The sequence below is a fragment of the Lysobacter sp. BMK333-48F3 genome, from assembly GCF_019733395.1.
Lineage (GTDB): Bacteria > Pseudomonadota > Gammaproteobacteria > Xanthomonadales > Xanthomonadaceae > Lysobacter.
This window is the reverse complement of record NZ_JAIHOO010000001.1, coordinates 2,214,824-2,235,144: the sequence shown is the minus strand read 5'-3', so window position 1 is coordinate 2,235,144 and position 20,321 is coordinate 2,214,824. Positions and strand designations below refer to the sequence as shown.

General features: G+C 69.1%; 26 protein-coding genes. 10 read left to right on the top strand and 16 right to left on the bottom strand.

The features are described 5' to 3' along the window. Nucleotides 1-15 precede the first annotated feature (15 nt). The gene (locus K4L06_RS09470) at nucleotides 16-723 is read right to left on the bottom strand and encodes an SIMPL domain-containing protein (RefSeq protein ID WP_221671157.1); all 708 of its coding nucleotides are present in this window, start codon (nucleotides 721-723) and stop codon (nucleotides 16-18) included. A 176-nt stretch (nucleotides 724-899) separates the two neighbouring features. Between K4L06_RS09470 and K4L06_RS09465 the strand changes: the two genes are divergently transcribed. Beyond that, nucleotides 900-1,154 (top strand): DUF3297 family protein, encoded by a 255-nt coding sequence (locus K4L06_RS09465; protein WP_221671156.1) that lies wholly within the window; start codon nucleotides 900-902, stop codon nucleotides 1,152-1,154. A 165-nt stretch (nucleotides 1,155-1,319) separates the two neighbouring features. Then, on the top strand, nucleotides 1,320-1,796 hold the full coding sequence (locus K4L06_RS09460) for a DUF2165 family protein (protein ID WP_221671155.1): 477 nt from the start codon (nucleotides 1,320-1,322) through the stop codon (nucleotides 1,794-1,796). Nucleotides 1,797-1,815: 19 nt separating this feature from the next. Here K4L06_RS09460 and K4L06_RS09455 read toward each other — a convergent pair whose 3' ends face one another. The 6 genes from K4L06_RS09455 to tsaA form a co-directional block, all read right to left on the bottom strand. Further along, nucleotides 1,816-2,301, bottom strand: coding sequence for a tetratricopeptide repeat protein (locus tag K4L06_RS09455; protein WP_221671154.1), 486 nt, complete (start codon nucleotides 2,299-2,301; stop codon nucleotides 1,816-1,818). A gap of 202 nt (nucleotides 2,302-2,503) precedes the next feature. Then, complete coding sequence (locus K4L06_RS09450; RefSeq protein WP_221671153.1) at nucleotides 2,504-3,868, bottom strand: amino acid permease; 1,365 nt, start codon at nucleotides 3,866-3,868, stop codon at nucleotides 2,504-2,506. A gap of 450 nt (nucleotides 3,869-4,318) precedes the next feature. Beyond that, nucleotides 4,319-5,080 carry an ABC transporter permease gene (locus K4L06_RS09445; protein WP_221671152.1) on the bottom strand — a complete coding sequence of 254 codons (762 nt, stop codon included), beginning with the start codon at nucleotides 5,078-5,080 and terminating at the stop codon, nucleotides 4,319-4,321. Then, nucleotides 5,077-6,087 carry an ABC transporter ATP-binding protein gene (locus tag K4L06_RS09440; protein ID WP_221671151.1) on the bottom strand — a complete coding sequence of 337 codons (1,011 nt, stop codon included), beginning with the start codon at nucleotides 6,085-6,087 and terminating at the stop codon, nucleotides 5,077-5,079. The genes K4L06_RS09445 and K4L06_RS09440 overlap by 4 nt, the downstream gene beginning before the upstream one ends. A gap of 143 nt (nucleotides 6,088-6,230) precedes the next feature. After that, nucleotides 6,231-6,746 carry an SRPBCC domain-containing protein gene (locus tag K4L06_RS09435; RefSeq protein WP_221671150.1) on the bottom strand — a complete coding sequence of 172 codons (516 nt, stop codon included), beginning with the start codon at nucleotides 6,744-6,746 and terminating at the stop codon, nucleotides 6,231-6,233. Nucleotides 6,747-7,007: 261 nt separating this feature from the next. Further along, nucleotides 7,008-7,541: a tRNA (N6-threonylcarbamoyladenosine(37)-N6)-methyltransferase TrmO gene (gene tsaA, locus K4L06_RS09430; protein ID WP_221671149.1), complete on the bottom strand. Its 534-nt coding sequence runs from the start codon at nucleotides 7,539-7,541 to the stop codon at nucleotides 7,008-7,010. A 189-nt stretch (nucleotides 7,542-7,730) separates the two neighbouring features. Here tsaA and K4L06_RS09425 point away from each other — a divergent pair, with 189 nt between their 5' ends. From K4L06_RS09425 to K4L06_RS09415, 3 genes are all read left to right on the top strand, one after another. Next, the gene (locus tag K4L06_RS09425) at nucleotides 7,731-8,105 is read left to right on the top strand and encodes a YciI family protein (protein ID WP_221671148.1); all 375 of its coding nucleotides are present in this window, start codon (nucleotides 7,731-7,733) and stop codon (nucleotides 8,103-8,105) included. Between the two features lie 108 nt (nucleotides 8,106-8,213). Next, the gene (locus tag K4L06_RS09420) at nucleotides 8,214-8,567 is read left to right on the top strand and encodes an excalibur calcium-binding domain-containing protein (protein ID WP_221671147.1); all 354 of its coding nucleotides are present in this window, start codon (nucleotides 8,214-8,216) and stop codon (nucleotides 8,565-8,567) included. A gap of 153 nt (nucleotides 8,568-8,720) precedes the next feature. Further along, a complete protein-coding gene (locus tag K4L06_RS09415; RefSeq protein WP_221671146.1) occupies nucleotides 8,721-9,281 on the top strand; it encodes a DUF3016 domain-containing protein in 561 nt (186 codons plus the stop codon). A 557-nt stretch (nucleotides 9,282-9,838) separates the two neighbouring features. On the opposite strand, the gene K4L06_RS09410 is transcribed toward K4L06_RS09415, so the two are convergent. Continuing rightward, a complete protein-coding gene (locus tag K4L06_RS09410; protein WP_221671145.1) occupies nucleotides 9,839-10,252 on the bottom strand; it encodes a VOC family protein in 414 nt (137 codons plus the stop codon). A 381-nt stretch (nucleotides 10,253-10,633) separates the two neighbouring features. Here K4L06_RS09410 and K4L06_RS09405 point away from each other — a divergent pair, with 381 nt between their 5' ends. Beyond that, nucleotides 10,634-11,938 (top strand): beta-1,3-glucanase family protein, encoded by a 1,305-nt coding sequence (locus tag K4L06_RS09405; protein WP_221671144.1) that lies wholly within the window; start codon nucleotides 10,634-10,636, stop codon nucleotides 11,936-11,938. Nucleotides 11,939-12,025: 87 nt separating this feature from the next. On the opposite strand, the gene K4L06_RS09400 is transcribed toward K4L06_RS09405, so the two are convergent. Continuing rightward, nucleotides 12,026-12,460, bottom strand: a complete 435-nt coding sequence (locus K4L06_RS09400) for a PepSY domain-containing protein (protein ID WP_221671143.1) — start codon at nucleotides 12,458-12,460, stop codon at nucleotides 12,026-12,028. Nucleotides 12,461-12,700: 240 nt separating this feature from the next. Here K4L06_RS09400 and K4L06_RS09395 point away from each other — a divergent pair, with 240 nt between their 5' ends. Beyond that, nucleotides 12,701-13,129 carry a hypothetical protein gene (locus K4L06_RS09395; RefSeq protein ID WP_221671142.1) on the top strand — a complete coding sequence of 143 codons (429 nt, stop codon included), beginning with the start codon at nucleotides 12,701-12,703 and terminating at the stop codon, nucleotides 13,127-13,129. Nucleotides 13,130-13,155: 26 nt separating this feature from the next. After that, on the top strand, nucleotides 13,156-13,452 hold the full coding sequence (locus K4L06_RS09390) for a hypothetical protein (protein ID WP_221671141.1): 297 nt from the start codon (nucleotides 13,156-13,158) through the stop codon (nucleotides 13,450-13,452). A gap of 45 nt (nucleotides 13,453-13,497) precedes the next feature. On the opposite strand, the gene K4L06_RS09385 is transcribed toward K4L06_RS09390, so the two are convergent. From K4L06_RS09385 to K4L06_RS09365, 5 genes are all read right to left on the bottom strand, one after another. Next, nucleotides 13,498-14,040, bottom strand: coding sequence for a hypothetical protein (locus K4L06_RS09385; RefSeq protein ID WP_221671140.1), 543 nt, complete (start codon nucleotides 14,038-14,040; stop codon nucleotides 13,498-13,500). Between the two features lie 92 nt (nucleotides 14,041-14,132). After that, a complete protein-coding gene (locus tag K4L06_RS09380) occupies nucleotides 14,133-14,975 on the bottom strand; it encodes an arylamine N-acetyltransferase (RefSeq protein ID WP_221671139.1) in 843 nt (280 codons plus the stop codon). 334 nt (nucleotides 14,976-15,309) lie between these two features. Next, nucleotides 15,310-15,927: a glutathione S-transferase family protein gene (locus K4L06_RS09375; RefSeq protein WP_221671138.1), complete on the bottom strand. Its 618-nt coding sequence runs from the start codon at nucleotides 15,925-15,927 to the stop codon at nucleotides 15,310-15,312. A gap of 193 nt (nucleotides 15,928-16,120) precedes the next feature. Continuing rightward, the gene (locus K4L06_RS09370; protein ID WP_221671137.1) at nucleotides 16,121-16,402 is read right to left on the bottom strand and encodes a hypothetical protein; all 282 of its coding nucleotides are present in this window, start codon (nucleotides 16,400-16,402) and stop codon (nucleotides 16,121-16,123) included. A gap of 92 nt (nucleotides 16,403-16,494) precedes the next feature. After that, nucleotides 16,495-17,034, bottom strand: coding sequence for a DUF2058 domain-containing protein (locus K4L06_RS09365; protein ID WP_221671136.1), 540 nt, complete (start codon nucleotides 17,032-17,034; stop codon nucleotides 16,495-16,497). Nucleotides 17,035-17,255: 221 nt separating this feature from the next. On the opposite strand from K4L06_RS09365, the gene K4L06_RS09360 reads away from it, so the two are divergent. Further along, nucleotides 17,256-17,681, top strand: coding sequence for a hypothetical protein (locus K4L06_RS09360; RefSeq protein WP_221671135.1), 426 nt, complete (start codon nucleotides 17,256-17,258; stop codon nucleotides 17,679-17,681). 55 nt (nucleotides 17,682-17,736) lie between these two features. Here the strand turns inward: K4L06_RS09360 and K4L06_RS09355 are convergent, their stop codons facing one another. Beyond that, nucleotides 17,737-18,246, bottom strand: coding sequence for a DUF1697 domain-containing protein (locus K4L06_RS09355; RefSeq protein ID WP_221671134.1), 510 nt, complete (start codon nucleotides 18,244-18,246; stop codon nucleotides 17,737-17,739). A gap of 64 nt (nucleotides 18,247-18,310) precedes the next feature. Beyond that, nucleotides 18,311-18,736 carry a GFA family protein gene (locus tag K4L06_RS09350; protein ID WP_221671133.1) on the bottom strand — a complete coding sequence of 142 codons (426 nt, stop codon included), beginning with the start codon at nucleotides 18,734-18,736 and terminating at the stop codon, nucleotides 18,311-18,313. A 623-nt stretch (nucleotides 18,737-19,359) separates the two neighbouring features. On the opposite strand from K4L06_RS09350, the gene K4L06_RS09345 reads away from it, so the two are divergent. After that, nucleotides 19,360-20,247: a hypothetical protein gene (locus K4L06_RS09345; RefSeq protein WP_221671132.1), complete on the top strand. Its 888-nt coding sequence runs from the start codon at nucleotides 19,360-19,362 to the stop codon at nucleotides 20,245-20,247. The last annotated feature ends 74 nt before the right edge of the window (nucleotides 20,248-20,321 follow it).

The following is a 20,321-nucleotide window of genomic DNA, read 5'->3' as shown; positions in this document are numbered from 1 at the left end:
GCGGGGCGCCGCGGATCAGCGCGCGTAGGCGTATTCGACATCGACCTGCGCGGTCGTTTCGCTGCCGCGCGCGGGCGCCTCGGCGGCGTAGTTGTAGGCGCGCGCGCCGTACTGGGGCGCGGTCGGCGGTGGCGGCGTCCACCACGGCCGGTCGTTTTCGATCCGCACCGCGACCGGGCCGAGCAGGCGCCAACCCGCGGCCGCGGCCAGGGTTTCGGCCTTGCGCTGCGCATCCTGCATGGCCAGCCGGCGCGCCTGTTCGGCGTATTCGGGCAGGCGTTGCGACAGCGGCTGCACCCGATCGAGTTCCTCGACGCCCAGTTCGGCCAGGCGTTGCTGCAGGCGCATCAGGGCCTCGCGGCTGCGCAGGCGCAGGACGAAGCGGGTTTGGTAGCGGTAGCGGGTCGCCGCGGCATCGTCGCGCCGCTGCAGTCCGGTCGCGTCGGCGCCGGTTTCGTCCAGCTCGGCGCGCTGCGCGTCGATCGCCGCGCGCACCTGGGCCAGGTCTCGCTCGTGCCGCTCGCGCGCCGCGCCCGGTTCGGCTGCGGCGCTGACCACGACGAAGGCGAAACCGAAACGGTCCGGGTCGAACGCGACCCGGCCGAAGCCGGCGACGTGGAAGCGGCCGGCGCGCGCCGGATCCACGGCCTGGGCCTCGCCCGCCCATCCCGGTCCGCAGACGGCGACAGCGAGCGCCAGCAGGCAAGTCCAGAACGGTTTCATCGCGCTATCGACAGGGACGCAGGGGGTTTAAGCCAGCTTAACCCCTGCATCCCTATCGCAGGACTGGGCCGGGGCCGGCCGCGCGCGTATCCTGGCCGTCGCCGGCCGAGGCCGGCGCTAGACCCGGCTGCCCGCCAGCCCGCCGCACCCGCACGCCCACCGAACGAGCCTTCCGCATGACCGACACCCCGCCCGACCGCCTCTCCAACGACCCGCGCAGCCCGTTCCACGACCCGGCCGTGCTCGAGCGCGGCATCGGCATCCGCTTCAACGGCGTGGAGAAGACCAACGTCGAGGAATACTGCATCAGCGAAGGCTGGGTGCGCCTGCCGGTCGGCAAGTCGCTCGACCGCCGCGGCAATCCGATGACGATGAAGCACAAGGGCACGGTCGAGGCCTATTACGTGCTGCCGACGCCCGACGCCGAGTAATCCGCCGGCCGGTTCGCCGTCTTCGCGGGAGGGGCAGGCCCCTCCCGCTGCGTTTGCGGCGGCGAAAACTTGTTTGCCGGGCGATGTCCAAAATCGCCGCCCTGGATCGTCAAATCAGCAAACGCCCCGGAATGCCGCGGGCGCGCCGACCTCCAGGAGCCCGCCATGTCCCTCGCTTTCAGCCTGATCGTGTTCAAGTTCGTCCTGCTCGCCGGCCTCGCCGCCTGGCTGAGCGTGGTCGCGTTCAACAACCTCCTCGCCTTCCGCAACGGCGCGTTCGCGATCGGCCAGATCATGCGCATGGCGCCGCTGGACCTGGCGCCGGCGATCCAGACGCCGCTGCAGCGGCGCCGGGTCGAGGCGACCGGCTGGCACCGCGCGGTACTGAGCGTGGTGTTGGCGGCGGAACTCGTCAGCGCGGCGCTGCTGTGGGCGGCCGCGATCGGCTACGCAGGCGCCAGCGCCGAGCCGGCCGCGCTGGCGACCCTGGCGCTGGCCTCGTTCATGGCCACCTGCCTGCTGATGCTGCTCGGCGGCAGTTGGTTCGCCTACTACATCCGCCAGGACAACCTGCAGCTGCAGCATCTGGTCCTGGTCGGCCTGGCCTGCGTGGCGACGGCGGTGGTGAACCTGCCGGTCTGAGCGGCCGCGCCGACGGCGCTCAGGCCGCGGCGGTCGCGCGCAGTTGCGCCAACAGGCGCTGCATATCGGCGGCGAGTTCCGGAATCGGCTGCGGCAGGCGCTGGGCGGCCTCGATCAGGGCGCAGGCGCGCGCGGCCTCGCCGGCGGCGGCGGCATCCAGGGCGCGGGCGTAGTCGCCCAGCGGCGCCGGCGCGTCCAGCACCGGCTGCAGCCAGTGACGCGCGTCGCCGCCGGTGCCGCGCATCAGCAGCAACTGCGCCAACTGGAAGCGCGCCACCACGAAACCCGGCACCTGGGTCAGCACCGCGCGTAGGCGCTGCTCGGCGCGCTCGTACAGGCCGACCTGGGCGTGCTGGATCGCCAGCAGATACTGCGCGTGCAGATTGCCCGGGTCGCGCTCCAGCACTTGCTGCAGCAGGCGCACGGCCTCGACGTCGCGCGCTTGGGCGATGGCGGCGTGGGCGCCGGCGAGCAGCGCGGACAGGTCGGTGGGCGGTTGCGGCATGCTGCGGTCGGGTCGCGTTGCGGACGGGCCGGGCCGCGCACTCCCCGGCGCGGCCTCGAATCGGACCCAGTATTGTGCCGTGCCGGCCGGCGACGAAAAACCGACTGGGTCATAAGCGCGTGGGTCATATGCGCTTGGGTGATAAGCACGACGCCGCCCCGCAAGCGGGACGGCGTTCGTGGTCTGGCGGCGAAACGGTGGATCAGGCCAGCGCTTCGCGGCGGTGGTAGCCCATCGCGTAGAACAGCACCGTCAGCAGGATCAGGAACGCCGGGCCAACGATCAGCGCCACCCGGGTGTCGGGGAAGTAGGCCATCAGCCCGATCACCAGCACCAGGAAGGCCAGCGCGATCCACGAACCCACGGGGTACATCGGCGCCTTGAAGGCGAGCGCGGCGCGCTCGGTCTCGCTGAGGCGGGCGCGGAACTTCATGTGCGCCACCAGGATCACGCCCCAGGTCCAGATCGCGCCGAAGGTGGCGATCGAGGTCACCCACACGAACACCTTGGCCGGGGCCAGGTAGTTCAGCGCCACGCCGATCAGCAGCACCGCCACCGAGACCAGGATCGCCGCGCGCGGCACCCCGCCGGAGGTGCGCGCGAACAGCGCCGGCGCCTGCTTCTGCTGGGCCAGGTTGTAGAGCATGCGCCCGGTGCTGAAGATGCCGCTGTTGCACGACGACAGCGCCGCGGTCAGGACCACGAAGTTGATGATGCCGGCCGCCTCGCGGATGCCCATCCGCTCGAAGGTCATCACGAACGGGCTGCCGGTGGTGCCCAACTCGTTCCACGGGTACAGCGACAGGATCACGAACAGCGCGCCGACGTAGAAGATCACGATCCGCCAGAACACCGAGTTGATCGCGTCCGGAATCGACTTGGCCGGATTGGCCGCCTCGCCCGCGGTCAGGCCGATCATCTCCACGCCCAGGTAGGCGAACATCACCATCTGCAGCGACATCAGCACGCCCTGGGCGCCGTTGGGGAAGAAGCCGCCGTGGGCCCACAGGTTGCTGATGCCGGTGGCGACGCCGTTGTTGCCGAAGCCGAACAGGATCATCGCCAGGCCGGCCAGGATCATCACCACGATGGTCACGACCTTGATCATCGCGAACCAGAATTCGAACTCGCCGTAGGCCTTGACCGCGATCAGGTTGACCGAGCCCATCGCCACCAGCGCCGCCAGCGCCCACCCCCATTGCGCCGAGCCGGGGAACCAGACCTGCATGTACACGCCGACCGCGGTGATCTCGGCCACGCAGGTCACCAGCCACAGGAACCAGTAGTTCCAGCCGGTCAGATAGCCCGACAGCGGCCCCAGGTAGTCGCGGGCGTAGCGGCTGAACGAGCCGGCGACCGGGTGGTGCACGGCCATCTCGCCCAGCGCGCGCATGATGATGAAGATCGCCGCGCCGCCGAGCAGATAGGCCAGCAGGATGCCGGGGCCGGCCAGCTTGATCGCGTTGGCCGAGCCCAGGAACAGGCCGACGCCGATCGCCGCGCCGAGCGCCATCAGGCGGATGTGGCGCTCGCTCAGGCCACGGTGGAGTTGCTGGTGATCGGTCATCCGCGTGGGCTCCCGCTGGCCGGCGCGTCGACCGCGCTGCACTCAGCGCGGCCGGGCCGGGACCGGCGCAGCATACTCCGCGCGGCGGGGCTGCGGCAGGGTTGGGCGCTGGGCGTGTTTGCGCCCCTCTTCGCTCGCTCGAGGGGGAACGGCCTCGCAACAGATCGAGCCCCTCGCCCGCTTGCGGCGACCGAAGGAACAACGTCGCAACCGCTTTGAAGCCCCTCTCCCGCTCGCGGCGACCGAAGGAAGTGCAGAGCTGAGAGGGGTTGGGGTGAGGGCATGCGGCAACCAGCAACGACGAAACTCGCGCCTGCGGCGCTCTCCCTCACCCTAGCCCTCTCCCGCAAGCGGGAGAGGGAATCCATCCCGCAGCAACGCGAAGCCCCTCACCCGCTCGCGGCGACCGAAGGAAGTGCAGAGCGGAGAGGGGTTGGGTGAGGGCAGGCCTCAGCGCTTGAGCTTGTACCCGGTACGGAAGATCCACCACACCGCGGCCAGGCACAGCAGCATGAATCCGACCGTCATGCCGACGCTGAGCCCGATGTCCACGTCGGACTTGCCGTAGAAGCTCCAGCGGAAGCCGTTGACCAGGTACACCACCGGATTGAACAACGACAGCGAGCGCCAGAACGGCGGCAGCATGTCGATGGAATAGAAGCTGCCGCCGAGGAAGGTCAACGGCATCACCACCATCATCGGGATCATCTGCAGCTTCTCGAAACCGTCGGCCCAGACCCCGATGATGAAGCCGAACAGGCTGAAGGTGACCGCGGTCAGGACCAGGAAGGTCGCCATCCACAGCGGATGCACGATCTGGAAATCGACGAAGCAGCGCGCCGTGACCAGCATCAGCGCGCCCAGGATCACCGACTTGGTCGCCGCCGCGCCGACGTAGCCGGCCACCGCCTCGACGAAGGACACCGGCGCCGACAACAGCTCGTAGATCGTGCCCGACCACTTCGGCAGGTAGATGCCGAAGGAGGCGTTGGAGATGCTCTCGGTCAGCAGCGCCATCATCACCAGACCCGGCACGATGAAGGCGCCGTAGCCGATGCCGTCGATCTCGACCATGCGCGAGCCGATCGCCGAGCCGAACACGATGAAGTACAGCGAGGTCGACAGCACCGGGGTGGCGATGGATTGCATCAGGGTGCGGAAGGTGCGGTGCATCTCGAAGTAGTAGATCGCCCGGATCGCATGCCAGTTCATGCCGCGCCCTCCGCCTTGCCGTTGCCGGGCGCCGCGCGTTGCGCCGCCGGCGACTTGACCAGGTTGACGAAGATCTCCTCCAGCGAGCTCTGCGAGGTGTGCAGGTCCTTGAAGTCGATGCCGTGCTCGCCGAGCCGGCGCAGCAAGGCGGCGATCCCGGTTTCCTCGGACTGGGCGTCGAAGGTGTAGGTCAGCTCGCCGCCCTCGGCCGACAGGCTCAGCGCCGGCTCGGCCAGCGCCTGCGGCAGCGCCGCCAGCGGGGTCCGCAATTGCAGGGTCAGCTGCTTCTTGCCCAGCTTGCGCATCAGCGCGCGCTTGTCCTCGACCAGCACCAGTTCGCCGCGGTCGATCACCCCGACCCGGTCGGCCATCTCTTCGGCCTCGTCGATGTAGTGCGTGGTCAGAATGATCGTGACCCCGCTGGCGCGCAGCCGCGACACCATCGCCCACATCTCGCGCCGCAACTCGACGTCGACGCCGGCGGTGGGCTCGTCGAGGAACAGGATGCTCGGTTCGTGCGACAGCGCCTTGGCGATCAGCACCCGTCGCTTCATCCCGCCGGACAGGGCCATGATCTTCTCGCCGCGCTTGTCCCACAGCGACAGCTCGCGCAGCACCCGCTCCAGATAGGCCGCGTCGGGCGCCTTGCCGAACAGGCCGCGGCTGAACTTGACCGTGTCCCACACCGTTTCGAAGGCGTCGGTGTGCAGTTCCTGCGGCACCAGGCCGATGGTCGCGCGCGCGGCGCGGTAGTCGCGGACGATGTCGTGTCCGTCGGCGAGCACCGTGCCCTCGCTGGGGTTGACGATGCCGCAGACGATGCTGATCAAGGTGGTCTTGCCGGCGCCGTTGGGGCCGAGCAAGGCGAAGATCTCGCCGCGGCGGATGTCCAGGTCGACCCGCTTGAGCGCCTGGAAGCCGCCGGCGTAAGTCTTGGCCAGGCTGCGGATCGATACGATCGGCGCGGCCTCGGCGGCGGGGACGGACGAGCCAGTAACCGAAACCATGCGCAGGGAAGCCTCCGTGATCGCGGACCGTACGGCGGCCGGACCGAGGCGCGGGCGCCGCATCGCCGCGTTGCGGCGACGGGCGCGGCCGCAACGCGGACCGCCTCGGTCAGTGTAAGAGCAAGCGCGCGGACGCGCCGCGCTCAGCGTTGCGCGAGGTACGCGTCCAGGCGCTCGAAGCACTCGCCCCAGCCCGGCACGACCTGCTGGGTCTGCACGTCCTCGCGCTCGCCGGCGCTGGCGAACTCCAGCTCCAGCGAGACTTCGGTGTGGCCGTCGCCGCGTTCGGCCAGGCTGACCCGATTCAACGAGGGCTGCGGAGGCCGCGCGGGATCGTCCCAGTCGACCCAGTACACCAGGCGCTCGGGCGCGACCAGTTCCTGATAGCGGCCGCGCAGCGGGTATTCGACGCCGTCGGGACCGACCATGCAGATGCGGAACTCGCCGCCGGTGGCGACGTCCATCTGCCGCACCACGCTGCGAAAGCCGTGCGGCCCCCACCAGCGCGCGATGTGGACCGGATCGGTCCAGGCCAGGAACACCAGGTCGCGCGGCGCGTGGATCACGCGCTGCAGGACGATGCGACGATCTTCGATGCGGTGCGAGGTGACGGCGGCAGGCGGCGAGGCGCCGGCACGGCGGGAACCATCGGCGGTCATGACGGACTTCCTGTACGAACGAAGCGCGACGGGCGCGCAAAAGGAGGCCTGAAGCGCCTCTAAACCGACAAGCTAATTAACCCGGCCGGAAACTACATCCGGGTACCCACAGGGTCAAGCCGATTCTCCGCTCGGACTGCGGCATCGATCGCACTATTGCGTCGAAATCCGACCGTTATCACGAAATCGCAAAATCGGTACAACTTCCTGCGCTTGATTACGTAGGCGAACCGATGACGCGCGAGGTAAGACGCGGGCGCCTCAGTCCGCAGCGGGCGTGCGCGGCCGGCGCGGCCGCTTCGGACCCGGCGCGGACTGCCGGCCCTGCACGGCGTCGATCGCATCGATCCAGCCCGCGCGCGCCTGCGCGAACGCATCGGCGTAAGGCACGTAGGGCTTGATGTCGAGCACCGGCGTGCCGTCGAGCAGATCGACTCCGCGCACCCGCAGCGCGCCCGGTTCGACCGCGACCAGTTCCACCGCCGACAGACCCAGCGGGTTCGGCCGATGCGGCGAGCGCGTCGCCAGCACGCCGCGCTTGGGCCCGCCGCGCGGCGGCTTGACCTGCGCCTTCCAGCCCTGGCTACGGTGGAACGCGAAGATCAGCCAGATCCGCTCGAAGCCCTGCAGGTCGGCATAGGCCTCGAAGGGAATGTCGTCGGCGAATTCGATCCGCGCTTCTTCCGCGGTGCCGGTTTCGGTGCCCTGGACCACGGTCGGCTGGTGCGGCGCATCGATGCGCTGCGCATAGGGCGAACGCAGCCAGGCGATCGGGCGGCAGGCGAAGTCGGACATGCGGGGAGCGGACTGAACGGATTGCGCCATTGTCGCCCTGCGCGGCGACGCGGTCGACCGTCGCAACCTCTGCGATCGGCCTCGCCCAAGCTCTCCGACCATCGTCCCTGGCGCAGCGCCGCATAGGCGTTATGCTCGGCGCCGTCGCGGTCCACCACGACCCCTCCCGACTCCGCTTCCGAGGCCCCCATGAAATTCCTCGTTTCGATTTACAACGACGACAGCCTGATCGAAGCCCTGCCGCCCGGCGAGTACGAAACCATGATGCGCGGCTGCCTGGCCCATGCCGACCAGTTGCACGCCGATGGCGTCCTGCTCGACTCGCAGATGCTCGCGCCGCCGGCCAAGGCCGTGTCGCTGCGCACCCGCGGCGGCCGCACCACCTTCCTCGACGGCCCCTTCGCCGAAGCCAAGGAGTACCTGGGCGGCTTCAACCTGATCGAGGCGGCCGACATGGACGAGGCCCTGCGCATCGCCCAAGAATTCCCCTGGAGCCGCACCGGCCGGATCGAAGTGCGCCCGGTGATGGACTTCGCCGACGTCCGCCGCGCTTTCGCGGCCTGAGCCGAACCCCGCGCCGTCGCGAAGCGACGGCGCTCGAGTCGAGCTTGCGCCAACGCATGACCGATTTCCCGCTCCCGCCGCGTTGGGACGAGCACGGGGGATCCATTCATGCACAGGCAAATCGTCTTTTTTCTGGTCGCGCTCGCCTTGGGCGCGACCGTACCGGCCTTCGGCCACGGCGGCGGGCTGGACAAGCAGGGCTGCCACCACGACCGCAAGCGCGGCGGCTATCACTGCCATGGCGGCACCGCGCCGGCGGCGGCCTGGGCGCCCGCCCCGGCGTCGCGCTCGCGGCCCGCGACGTCCTCGTCGTGGGCGCCTGCGAACGCAGCGCCCGGCGGCGGCGGCGCGTTCGCCAATTGCAGCGCGGCGCGCGCCGCCGGGGCCGCGCCGGTACGGCGCGGCGATCCGGGCTACAGCCGACGGCTGGACCGCGACGGCGACGGAGTCGGTTGCGAATGACGGCCTGAACGGGCGCCGCCGCCATGGCCGACGCGCGATCGTGAATTGGCGCCAACGGTCTTCGTGCCGAGTCGGCGTTTAACCCGGTTTCGCTTGTTCCGCGCACGAACACGGGCGGACAATGCCGTCGTACCCATCGCCTGGGAGTCCGCCATGAAACACCGGATCGCGCTCATCCTGGCGTTGTCGGCCGCCGCGCTGGCGGCCGGGGACGCCGGCGCCCGCTCGCGCACCGTCACCGATCCCGAAGCGCCGCGCGCCCTGCCCGAGCAGGGCCCGGTCAGCGTGCGCTGGGAGGATCCGGCCAACTTCGCCGAGATCCGCTACAGCCGCAATCGCTACGACGCCCGCCGCGGCAACTGGGTCGAGCAACTGGCCCAGCACCTGCGCCAGCGCGCGCAGAAAGAACTGCCGGCCGGCGAGCAGCTCGCGGTCGATATCACCGACATCAAGCGCGCCGGCGACTACGAGCCCTGGCACGGCCCGCAGTTCGACGACACCCGCTTCGTCCGCGACATCTATCCGCCGCGCATCGTGCTGAACTTCAAGCGCACCGATGCCGACGGCCGGGTGGTCGAGGAAGGCCAGCGCACCCTGCGCGACCTCAGCTTCCTGATGGGGCCGCGCCCGCTCAGCGACAGCGACCCGCTGCGCTACGAAAAGCGCCTGATCGACGACTGGCTGCGCCAGGAGTTCAAGGCCCCCGGCGCCTGAGCCGGCGCAATCAAGCCCTGCCCCCTGTAGGAGCGGCGTGAGCCGCGACAGGGGACGCGAAGAAGACGCAACGGCGACGCCGTCGCGGATGGGGGCTGCGTTGGTTGCGAAGCCGAAAGCAAATCCCCCCTGCCCCCCTTTTTCAAAGGGGGGAACAGCAAAGGCGGCGGCGCTTTCTGTAGGAGCGGCGTAAGCCGCGACAGGGAACGCGCAGAAAGCGCAACGACGCCGCCATTCGACGAAGCCGCGCTCCGCACCGGGGTAGGAGCGGCGCAAGCCGCGACCCCGGGACGCGCAGACCAGCCAATCACGCCGTCGGCGTTCGGGACCGCGTTCTGCATCCGGTCGAAAGGGGACGAACGTGCGCGGCATAGAGCAAATCCCCCCTGCCCCCCTTTTTCAAAGGGGGGAACAGCAGAAGCGGCGCCGCTTTCTGTAGGAACGGCGCAAGGGGGAACTTTGTCTGCTGACAAACTATTCCCCCAGACGAACGCAAGCCGCCTTGCGGCGGCTTGCGCTGCAGCCCGTTCGCGGCGGCGAGACGGGCCGATGGACCTTTACTGCTGCGGCATCGCGCTCATGTCCATGTAGAACACGTCCCAGGTGTGGCCGTCCAGGTCTTCGTAGCCATGCGAATACATGAAGCCGTAGTCGCGCGGCTCGCCGAGGACCTTGCCGCCGGCCGCGGCGGCCTTGGCGATCAGGGCGTCGACCTCGGCGCGGCTGCCGACCGGCAGGGCGACCAGGGATTCCACGCTCTTGCTGGTGTCGCACAGGCTCTTCTTGGTGAAGGTCTGGAAGTACGGCTCGACCAGCAGCATCACGAACAGGTTCTCGCCCAGCAGCATGCAGGTCGCGTTCTCGTCGGTGAACTGCGGATTGAAGCTGTAGCCGACCTGGGTGAAGAAGGCGACGGAGCGGTCGAGGTTCTTGACCGGCAGGTTGACGAAGATCTGGGCGTGGCTGGTCATGGCGAAGTCCTTGTTGAAAGAGGATGAAAGGGTTGAAAGAGGATGGAAGGGCGATAGCGGCGGGCGGGTCCGGCGTTCCGGGTTGGGATCGTTTCCTGCCTGCTCCCGATAGCGACGAAACAGGATCGCAGGAATCGACAAGCTCCGATGATTTTTTCTGTGTCGGGCCGGCGCGGTTTCCTGCCTGCTCCTCACTGCGACGAACCGCGGCCTTCGCAATCGACAAACCTGCGAAGATTTTTTCGCGCGCCCGGCGCGTCGCCCACCCAACCGGACCCGGCCGCAGTGTTCGGCGGCGACGCCTCACACCGCCCGCCCTGGCGCGTTCCCGCCATCGGGCGCGACCGGCCGGTCGCGCCGCCCAACGCTTCGGAGACCACCATGACCGTCCCGCTGACCCTGGATGCCACCCAGACCGACCTGGCCGAAGACGTCCCCGTTTACGCCTACATCGTCGGCCTGGTGCCCGGCGGCTTCTATCGCCTCGACGCGTCCGGCCTGCCCTGGCCGATGCAGACCGGCGACAACAGCCAGGCCGCGGGCAGCTTTCCCAGCGCCGGCGGGCTCGACCCGGCCGCCGTCGCCGCGCTGGCCGGCAACTATCCCGATGCCTGGGCCGACTACTCGATCGTCCTGGCGCGCAGCGGCCCGCCGACCCAAATCGACCTGTCGCAGATCAACACCGCGAACATCCCCAGCCTAGGTACCGGCAGCGCCGCCTTCAGCGGCCGCATCTATATCTCGGTCGGCATACCGCGGCTGCCGTTCACCGTGCTGAGCGGCGGCTATACCGCACCGGTGCCGTACCAGGACGGTCCCGGCGCGCAATGCCTGTTCGACTGGATCGAGTTCTCCTACGACAGCGACGGCAACTTCAACGGCAACACCACCCAGGTCGACCAGTTCGGCTTCGCCCTGAGCCTGGACGGCACGCCCGGCGGCAGTGCCCAGGGGGTACTGACGGTGTCGCGCGATGCGGTCATCGCCCAGGTGCAGGCCTTGCCGGCGCCGCTGGCCGGGCAACCGCTGGCGATCGCGATCGCGGCGGCGGCCGCGCCGGCCTATCCGGCCGGCGTGACCTGGCTGCGCGCGATCTCGCCCAAGACCCTGACCGGCGACCCCACGTATGGCAGCGCCGCGGTCACCTGGTTCGATGCCGAGATCTCCACTTGGTACCGCAACTGGCAGAGCCAGCCGCTGGTGGTGCACGACGTCGCCAGCGGCTACTACACCGGCGTGGTCGACGCCGGCAGCGGAGTGCTGAACTTCTACGCCGGCCAATACCCGACCCTGGCCGAATGGCAGGCGGCGGCGCCGCCCTTGGCGTTCGCGCTGACCGGCGCGGCGCCGTCGACCGTGCAGTTCGGCTCGCTCGATGTCTGGCAATGCAACAACGCCCTGGCCAACGGCGGCGCCGCGCAACTCAATGTCGGCAAGAACATCGCCGCGGCGTTCAACCGTGGAGTGGTGAGTTACCTGCTCGACGACGCCGATTGCGCCGGCGCCGCCGGCGGCTTCTATCCGGCCGGCGGCACCTGGAACGCCTGGGCGCAGCTGACCCATGCGATCAGCGCCAACGGCCTGGCCTACGGATTTCCCTACGACGACCTGTGCGACCAGAACCCGTCGATCCAGTTGAACGGCACCCAGAGCGTCGCCGTGGTGCTGGGCGACTTCTACGCTTGAGGCCGACGCAACGGCCCCGGCCGCGCGGGCGGCCGGGGCCGTTGCGGGCGCGACGCGGGCACCGGGATGCCCGCGGGCGCCGTACGCTCAGTCTTTTTCCTTGCCGATGATCTTGCCGTTGTTGGGATTGATCTTCAGCTCGACGTCCTTGCCGGCCGGATCGTCGGCCTCGGCGTTCCAGATGCCGTCCTCGTAGTCCACGTCGTGGATGTTGGTGTAGCCCGCGGCCGACAGCGCGGCGCGTACATCGCGTTCGCTCATGCGCGCGACCAGTTCGTTGGCGAACACCGTGCCGCCGCCCGGATCCAGCCGCACCTGCACCCAGTTGCCGTCGGCGCTGCGCGCGTCGGCGTGCCAGACGCCATCGGAGAACTTCAGGTCGTTGACCTTGGTGTAGCCCTGTTCGGCGAGGCGGGTGCGGATCTGATGCTCGGTCAATGCGACCGGACCGTCCGTGTCCTGCGCCGCAGCGACGGCCGGTACGCAGGCCGCCAGGGCGAGGGCCAGGATGATCTTCCTCATGGCGCGCTCCTGTGCTGGGGGAGACTCGATTCTGGACGGCACGCGCGAACCCGGGATGAACATTCGCGCGTTCATCGCGCACCAGCCGACGAATGCGAATGAACGCGCCAACGACGCGCACGGCTTTCGTTTCGCCTCACCCTGCCGTCACCCGGCGCTAATGTCCGCGCGCGCCGCAGCATCGCATTCGCGCGCCTTTGCCCTATGCTGTAGCCGACTTCGCGGAAAGGACCTCTGCCCATGCATGCTGCCCTGCTCGTTCTCGCCTTCGCCTCCGCCGGCTCCGCCGCGGCGCCATCGCCGCCCGACGCCGCGGCCGCACCGGGCAGCACCGTGGCCAGCGCGATCGAAGTCTGCGAACCCGATGGCGAACGCCGCTACCTCGCCCGCCTGGTCTGCCCCGACCGTAGCCATCCGCAGTTCGAACGCGCCGGCAGCGTCGGCGAGCGCACGCCCTTGCCGGCGGACATGACCGAGGCGCAGTCCGAGCGCCTGGTCGAAGCGCTGCTGGCCGGCAAGCCGCTGGCTCCGGGCGAGCCGGACCATCACGTCGTCGACCGCTACCGGGTGATGTGCGGCACGCGCGAGACCTCGATCTACCTGGACATGTACCACTGCGACCGCCCGCCGCCGCGCATCGCGCCGGCCGGTTTCGAACTGATCGACTGAGCGGGCCCGGCGCCATGGGATTCGACATGAGTGCCGGCGGACGCGAGGAGAGCATCCGCCACGGCGAGGAATACGTGCTGCAGATGGCCGCCGACGACGCCGCGCGCTATCCGCAACTGCACGCGCTGTGGTGCGCGTTCTTCGACGATCCGCGCTTCTCGCCGCAACAGGCCGGCGCCATGGTGCACGAACTGATCGAACTGCTCGACCGCCACGGCAACGGCGGACGCGAGCGCGGCCTGACCTATGCCGTGTTGCGCTGGCTGGCGTTCTTCAGCCATGCCGCACGCGGCGGCCACGAGATCGAGACCAATAGCGACTGAATACGGCATCGTCGCAGGCGACCGCCGCCGGCATCGGCTGCCGACCTAGCCGGGGCGGAAATTCTCCACCCGGTCGACGCGCTGGCGGCCGCCGAACCAGACCAGCTTGGCCGGATACTCCTGGCCCAGGTAGTCGATCAGGTCCGGCCAGGCGCGGTTCGGACGCTGCCGGCAGGCGGTCTCGCCGTCGGTCTTCCACCAGCGGTTGTAGACCATGATCGCCCGATCCGGCGGCCTGGCCTTCTTCTTGGCGTTGAGCGGCAGCTGCAGGAAGTAGCAATGCGCCCATTCGGTCAGGTCGAGCATGCGGTCGGTGACCTTGACCTTCTTGCCCGGCGAACGCGGCGAGGCGACCTCGCCTAGCCAGATCTTGAGGTCGCGGTTGATCAGCGGCAGCTTGTGGTGGGCGCCGTTGAGCCGCGCCGGCAGGCTCGAAGCCAGGCCGACGTACTGCATCCGCACCTTGTGCTTCCACTTCTGCTTGCCGATGGCCAGGTAGATGCCGTCGTCGAAATCCACCGCCGCCTGGCGCGCCTGCTCGAGCGTGTAGGGACCGTACCAGTCGACCACCGAAACGATGGATTTCATGCGCCGTCCTGATGGCAGAAGCAGGCCGCGCTCGGCGCGGCGGGCCTCCAGTATCGGGCAAGCGCGCGGGCAAGGCGAGCGCGCAAGGCAGCTCAGGCCGCCCGCTGCCGCCCGATCGCCTCGCGCAACGCGGCCTCGTCGGGCAGGCGCAGGCCGAACTGCTCGCGCAGCACCTCGATCACCTCGTCGGCGCCGGCCAGTTCGCGCCGTTCGCTGGGTTGGCCCAGGCGGTGCACCGCGTAGCTGTCGTTGTTCAAGGTCTTGCGCCAGCCGGGCCCGGTGCGGGCGACGAACAGCTGTCCGCGGAACGGCGACTGCGGGTGCGAGGACACGTACCAGTTGCCGACCACATAGTCGATTTGTTCCTGCGGCGCCAGATCGAACACGTACATCGCCCGCCATTCCTCGCCGACCTTGGCCCGCAGCAGGTATTGGCCTGCATCGCGACGCTCCAGCCGGTACGGCTCGTGCGGGGTGGTCTGCTCGCCGGTCTCGTCCAGCCGCAGCGGCCCGGTCGGCACCATGCCGCCGAAACCGACGTCGGCGATCCAGCGTTCGCGGTCGATCTCGACCAGCGCCACCAGGTGGGTGCGCGCGGTGACCGCGTCCTCCGGGCCGCCCATCAGCACCCGCCCGGTCAGGCCGCGCGCCTGGAAGCCCAGTTGCTGCAGCAGGGTCAGGAACAGGCCGTTGAGTTCGTAGCAATAGCCGCCACGGCCGTCGTGCAACAACTTGCGGCGCAGCGACGGCAGGTCGATCGGGATCGGCGCCTGCAGCAGGCTATTGATCGTTTCGAACACGAACGCGTGGCTGTGCCGGCGTTGCAGCTCGCGCAGGCTGTCCAGGGTCGGCGCCGGCGCGCGCTCGTAGCCCAGGCGTTGCAGGTAAAGCTGCAGGTCTTCCTGCGGCAGGGTGGATTCCGGCTGCGGCGACATCGTCGGTCTCGGCGTGTTGGACTGCCGCTACCTTACGACCTCGACCTCGCTTGAGGTCCAGCGTTGCGGGCCGTCGGCGCCGCAACGCTGTGGTGCACGAATGAGGCTGCGGCGTCGCTGCCGGGGCGCGCGGCGGTGAAGCCGCGGGTCTGCGGGTCGTGCCGCGGTGAAGCCCTGGATCCCCGCTTTCGCGGGGATGACGTGCTGGATGGGGCGCTCAGGGCTGGACGTCCCGCACGTGCATCTACGCGAGGATGACGTGCTGGGACCGAGGCTCAGGTTCCGGCTCGCCTTGCATCCCCGCTTTCGCGGGGAAGACGCGCCGGTAGTTCGCTCAGGCCTGGGCCAGCAGGGCCTCGTCGTACTCGGCTGCGAACTGCGACGACGGCCGCTCGCTGCAGCGGCGCACCCAGTCCTGGATCGCCGGGTTGGCCGGCATCGATTCGGAGAACCACACGAACGGCGTGTGCAGCAGCAGGTCGGCGGCGCTGTAGCGATCGCCGAGCAGATACGGCGCGTGCTCCAGCGCCTTGCCCAGGCGCGCTTCCATCTCGGCCACGCCGCGGAAGGTCGCGGTGAGGAAGGGATGTTCGACCCCGATCGTCGCCAGCAAAAGCACCGGCTCGATCACGTCGCCGTACCAGCTCAGCCAGGACAGGTAGCGGCCGCGCTCGCGGCTGCCGATCGGCGCACCGATGCCGCGCTCGGGAAACAGGTCGGTCAGGTACTGGATGATCGCCGGGCTTTCCCAGATCTCGACCCCGTCGTGCATCAGCACCGGCACCTTGCCTTCCGGATGCGGATTGCGCGCGTCGCCGGCGAAGGGGTGATCCTGGCCCTGGCGCTGGATTTCCACCGGCCGCACTTCGACCCGATCGAGCGCATCGAGCTCCTTGAGCAGGGCGATGATGCGGGTCGAACGCGAATGCGGCGAGTGGATCAGGGTCAACATGGCGAGGCCTCGTAGGTGCGGTGAAAGAGGCGCTCACCTTAAGGGCGCAATGCGGACAGGATGGGTCCTCTATCGTTTTCGCGCCGCAGCGCCGGCTGCCGAAGTACCGGCATGCGCAGGCTCCCCATGCGAGCCCACGCGAAAGGGACGAAGGGGGTTAAGCGCGCTTAACCCCCTCCGTCCCTGGACCGCCCTACTCGGGCTCGAGCCCGGCCAGGGCGAGCCGGCTCAGAAAATCGTCGTGTTGTGCCGGCGTCAGCCCGTGCACCGTCGCCACCAAGGCGTGGAACCAGGGATTGGGATGGGCGGTATCGAAGTCGAACGACAGCGGCGGTACGCCGCGGTCTGCGCAGGCCGCGACCAGCGCGGCAGCGATCTCGTCGCCGGCGTCGTCGAAGTTTCCGGCGCCGTAGCGCGACTGGATCGCGTCGAGCCGGAAGCGGTACAGACGCGTCGTCGCCGGAGGCGTGGACATGGCGCGATGCTCGAGTGCGGCAAAGGCAACAAAGGGGCAACAAAGGGGACGGAGGGGGTTAAGCGCGCTTAACCCCCTCCGTCCCTGTGTCGTTACCAGACCAGGTCGTCGGGCACCTGGAACTGCGCGTAATACTCGTCGTCCTCGCTCGCCGGCGCGGCCGCCTGCGGCGCGCCGTGATCGAGCACGATCGCCGCCGGGTCGCGCTCGCGCACCTTCTGCGCGGCCGCGCGCGGCAACAGTTCGTAGCCCTCGTCCAGGCGCGCGATCACCAGCGCGCCGCTGGCCAGCTGGGTGCGCAGCGCCTTGTCGACCAGCAGGCTCTTGATCTTGTCTCCGTCGGCGAAGCGGTAGTCGATTTCGCCTTTGCGCTCGACCCGGTTGGCCTCGACGATCTGCCGCACCTGCGCGCGCAGTTCGTGCGCGCGCGCCTGCGCATTGCGCTCGGCCGCCAGCGCGCGATCGCGCTCGGCGCGTTCGGCGCGCAAACGGTCGACGTCGACCTGGTCTTCCTTCGGCGCCGCGGGCGCCTTGCCCTGGCGCTGCTTGGCCTGCTCGCGCACGGCCTGGGACACCTGGGACTTCTTGGCCAGCCCGGCCTTCAACAATTGATCTTGCAGGGGATTTCGCATGTCCCGAGTCTAGTACGGCATCCCCCGGCACCGGAAGCGCCGGGCTCCGGCCGGGCGGTCTGGCCGGGCGCCGTCCATGGGGACCGCGGCGGACAGGGCGGTCGCCGGCGGCCGGCCACTGTCGGTTTCGCGCAATTCGCGCCGGCGAAGCCGCTGCTATAGTGCCCGCCCCCCGGCCGCGACGGCCGCGGCAGTGCATACGCAATCAATCAAGGACGGATATGGGTTCGATCATAGGGATGGCGATCTTCGGCGGGCTGTGCGGGCTCGGCCTGCTCAACGTGATGGCGCTGGTGGCCAAGAACGGCAAGCATCAGTTCGATCTGGTCGAGTTCTCCTCGGACCAGGACGTGGCCGCCACGGTCGCCGCCTGGGCCGCCGGCAACGGTTATGCGCTCATCCGCAGCGAGGGCGCGCGCCAGGTCTACCGCAAGGGCAAGGGCTTTCTGACCGCGCCGATGTTCCTGGAACTGGACCGCGCCGGCGGACGCTACTCGATCAAGAGCTACGTGCGCATCAACGGCCTGATCCTGCAGGGCGACGTGGCCCTGGCCGGCGACGGCTTCCTGGTCAAGCTGCCGCGCTCGATCGCCAAGAAGGCGCAGAACCAGTTGTTCGCCTCGCTCGGCCTGCAGCCGCTGCAGTAAACGCCCGCTCGCGTCGCCGGCCGCGCGCACGCCTGCGCGCCGGCGAGACGCGGCCTCAAGCGCCGGCCATCTCGATCAGCTTGGCCACCGTGTTCAAGTTGCGCGCGGTGCCGGCCTTGGCGGCCGGAATCATCAGTTTCGAATCGGCCATGCCGTCGCCGTAATGGACGTAGATCTCGCGCTCGCCGAGCGCGATCTCCTCGCCGTTGCGGTGCTTCACCGCCGCCAGCGCATCGGCCGGCGGCGCGTCGTCGAGGAAGATCAGCACCGCCCGGTTCGGCGCCGCCTGCTTGAACGGATTGGCTTCCAGCGCGCGCCGCAAATCCGCGCCGGTACGCACCACCACCCCGACCGGCTTGCCGGCATACGCCTGCAGCTTCTCTTCCAATGCCGCCCGCACCCGCTGCGCGCTGAGCTTGCTGCGCAACACCACGTTGCCGCTGGCGATGTAGGTGCGCACGTCCTCGAATCCCGCCGCCTCGCACATCGCCCGCAGCTCGGCCATCGGCAACTTGCCGGTGCCGCCGACGTTCACGGCGCGCAGCAGGGCGATGTAAGTGGTCATGGCGGGTCCGGCGGTGACGGCGAAGACCGCCAGGATACCGGTTCGGGTCGCAGGCGCTGCGTCGCTACAGGTATCCCGGCGCCGCCGGCGCCGACTCCCAGCGGTCGTGGCGGCCGTCCTCGTACTCGATCGGGATCGCCGCCAGGGCCGCGTCGTCCAGCCCGTCCAGGCAGGCGACATTGACCGCATGGAACCAGCCGTTGAACGGTTCCATCTCCAGATAGCCGCGGCTGAAGGGACGCACGCCGCAGCGCCGGCAGAAGTGGTGATGGACGTGGCCCTGCGGCCATTGCGAATCGGCGGCGCGGTAGTCGCCCAGCTCCTGCTCGCCCTGCAACAGGCGGAATTCGCCGGCCATCGCGAACGCCTTCCACATCCGCGTCTTCAGACAGAAGCTGCAATTGCAGCGCCGCGTGCCCGCGGCCAGGTCCAGATCGCATTCGAACCGCACCGCGCCGCAATGGCAGCTGCCTGGATAGGTCTGCTTCATCCTTCGCCTCCGTTCGCCGGCCGACACCGCGACCGCTGCGTCGCCCGCGAGCTTAGCGCCGCCGCCGCGGCCTGCGCCGTGCGCAGGGGCAGAAGCTGACATTTATCAAGTCGAAACCGCAGCGTCGGCCGCCCCTGTAGGAGCGGCGTCCCACGGGATTTCCTCCGGTCATAAGTCGCGACAACCGCAGCGATGTACGCAAGCACTTCGGCCGAAGCCCGGCCCCATGAGCGCTGTCGTTCGAAAAATCCCAGACAACCCGGCTTCGGACACCAACGTGGTATTCCGCCGCATTAGCTGTCGCGGCTCACGCCGCTCCTACATAAGCGTCCCTTGTAGGAGCGGCGTGAGCCGCGACCACCGCAGCGGTGTACGCAAGCGTCCCTACCGAAGCCCGGCTCTGCGAGCGCTTCTATTCACCCCCCGGGCGACTGCCTTCGGACACCAACGCTGCATCCCATCGCTTCGGTGGTCGCGGCTCCTGCCCGAAGAAAATCCCTTGGGGCGCCGCACTTACCCTCAGGCCGTAGCTTCGGCAGCAGACACGGCCCGACGCCGCGTGACGACCCGCTCCGGTCCAGGCAAACTCGAGCGACTCCAGGACCGTTCGAGCAAGGACCGCCATGAAGCTCCGGATCGTCGCCGCCACCGCCTTGCTGACCCTGACCAGCGCCGCCCAGGCCTGCATCAATTCGGTCGGCACCGACGCGGCGGGCCGCAAATTCCATCCCAGTTGGCCGGTGGGCCAGGACTTCGTCCGGGAACTCAAGGGCGCTACGCCGCCGTTGTTCTGGGTCCGGACGACGGTCCGCGACGCCTTGATCGACCCGAGCTTCGAACACCTCAACGACCTCGGCGTACTGCTGATCCGCCAAGGTCAGTTCGCCGCGGCGGTCAGACATTTCGTGCAAGTGGAAAAGCTGTACCCGGGCCACCACGAGACCGCCGCCAATCTCGGCACGGCGCTGGAACTGACCGGCCACGACGCCACAGCGCTGCGCTGGATCCGGATCGGCATTCGTCGCAACCCCGAAGAACACCATCGCTCGGAATGGCTGCACCTGCGCATCCTCGAAGCCAAGCTGGCCCTGGCCAAGGATCCGAACCACCTGCAAGGCCGTTCGGTCGCCGGCATCGCCTTCGCGCCGACCTTGGTGCCGCCGCTGCCGACCGAGCTGCCGGCCGGGAACGATGGACGCCCGGTCAGCCCCTGGCTGCTCAACTGGTCTTTCAGCTATCAGTTGCACGAAAGGCTGCAGTTCGTGGCCGCGCCCGACCCGGTCGTCGCCAATCTTCTGCGCGATTGGGCGACGTTGAACCTGGCCGGCGGGCCGATCGAGACCGCCGACGCGGTCTACGACCTGGCCGTGCGCTACGGCAGCGAGCGCGATGCGCTGATGACTAAGCGCCAGCAGCACATCCGCACCGTACTCGCGCGCAGCAAAGGCCAGGAAGCGGAGCACGACCACTGCGCGATCTGCGCCCCTCCTTCTCCGCCTGCTCCCCAATAGGATCGGTAGGAGCGGAGTCCTGCCCCTGTAGGAGCGGCGTGAGCCGCGACCACCGCAGCGGTGTACGCAAGCGC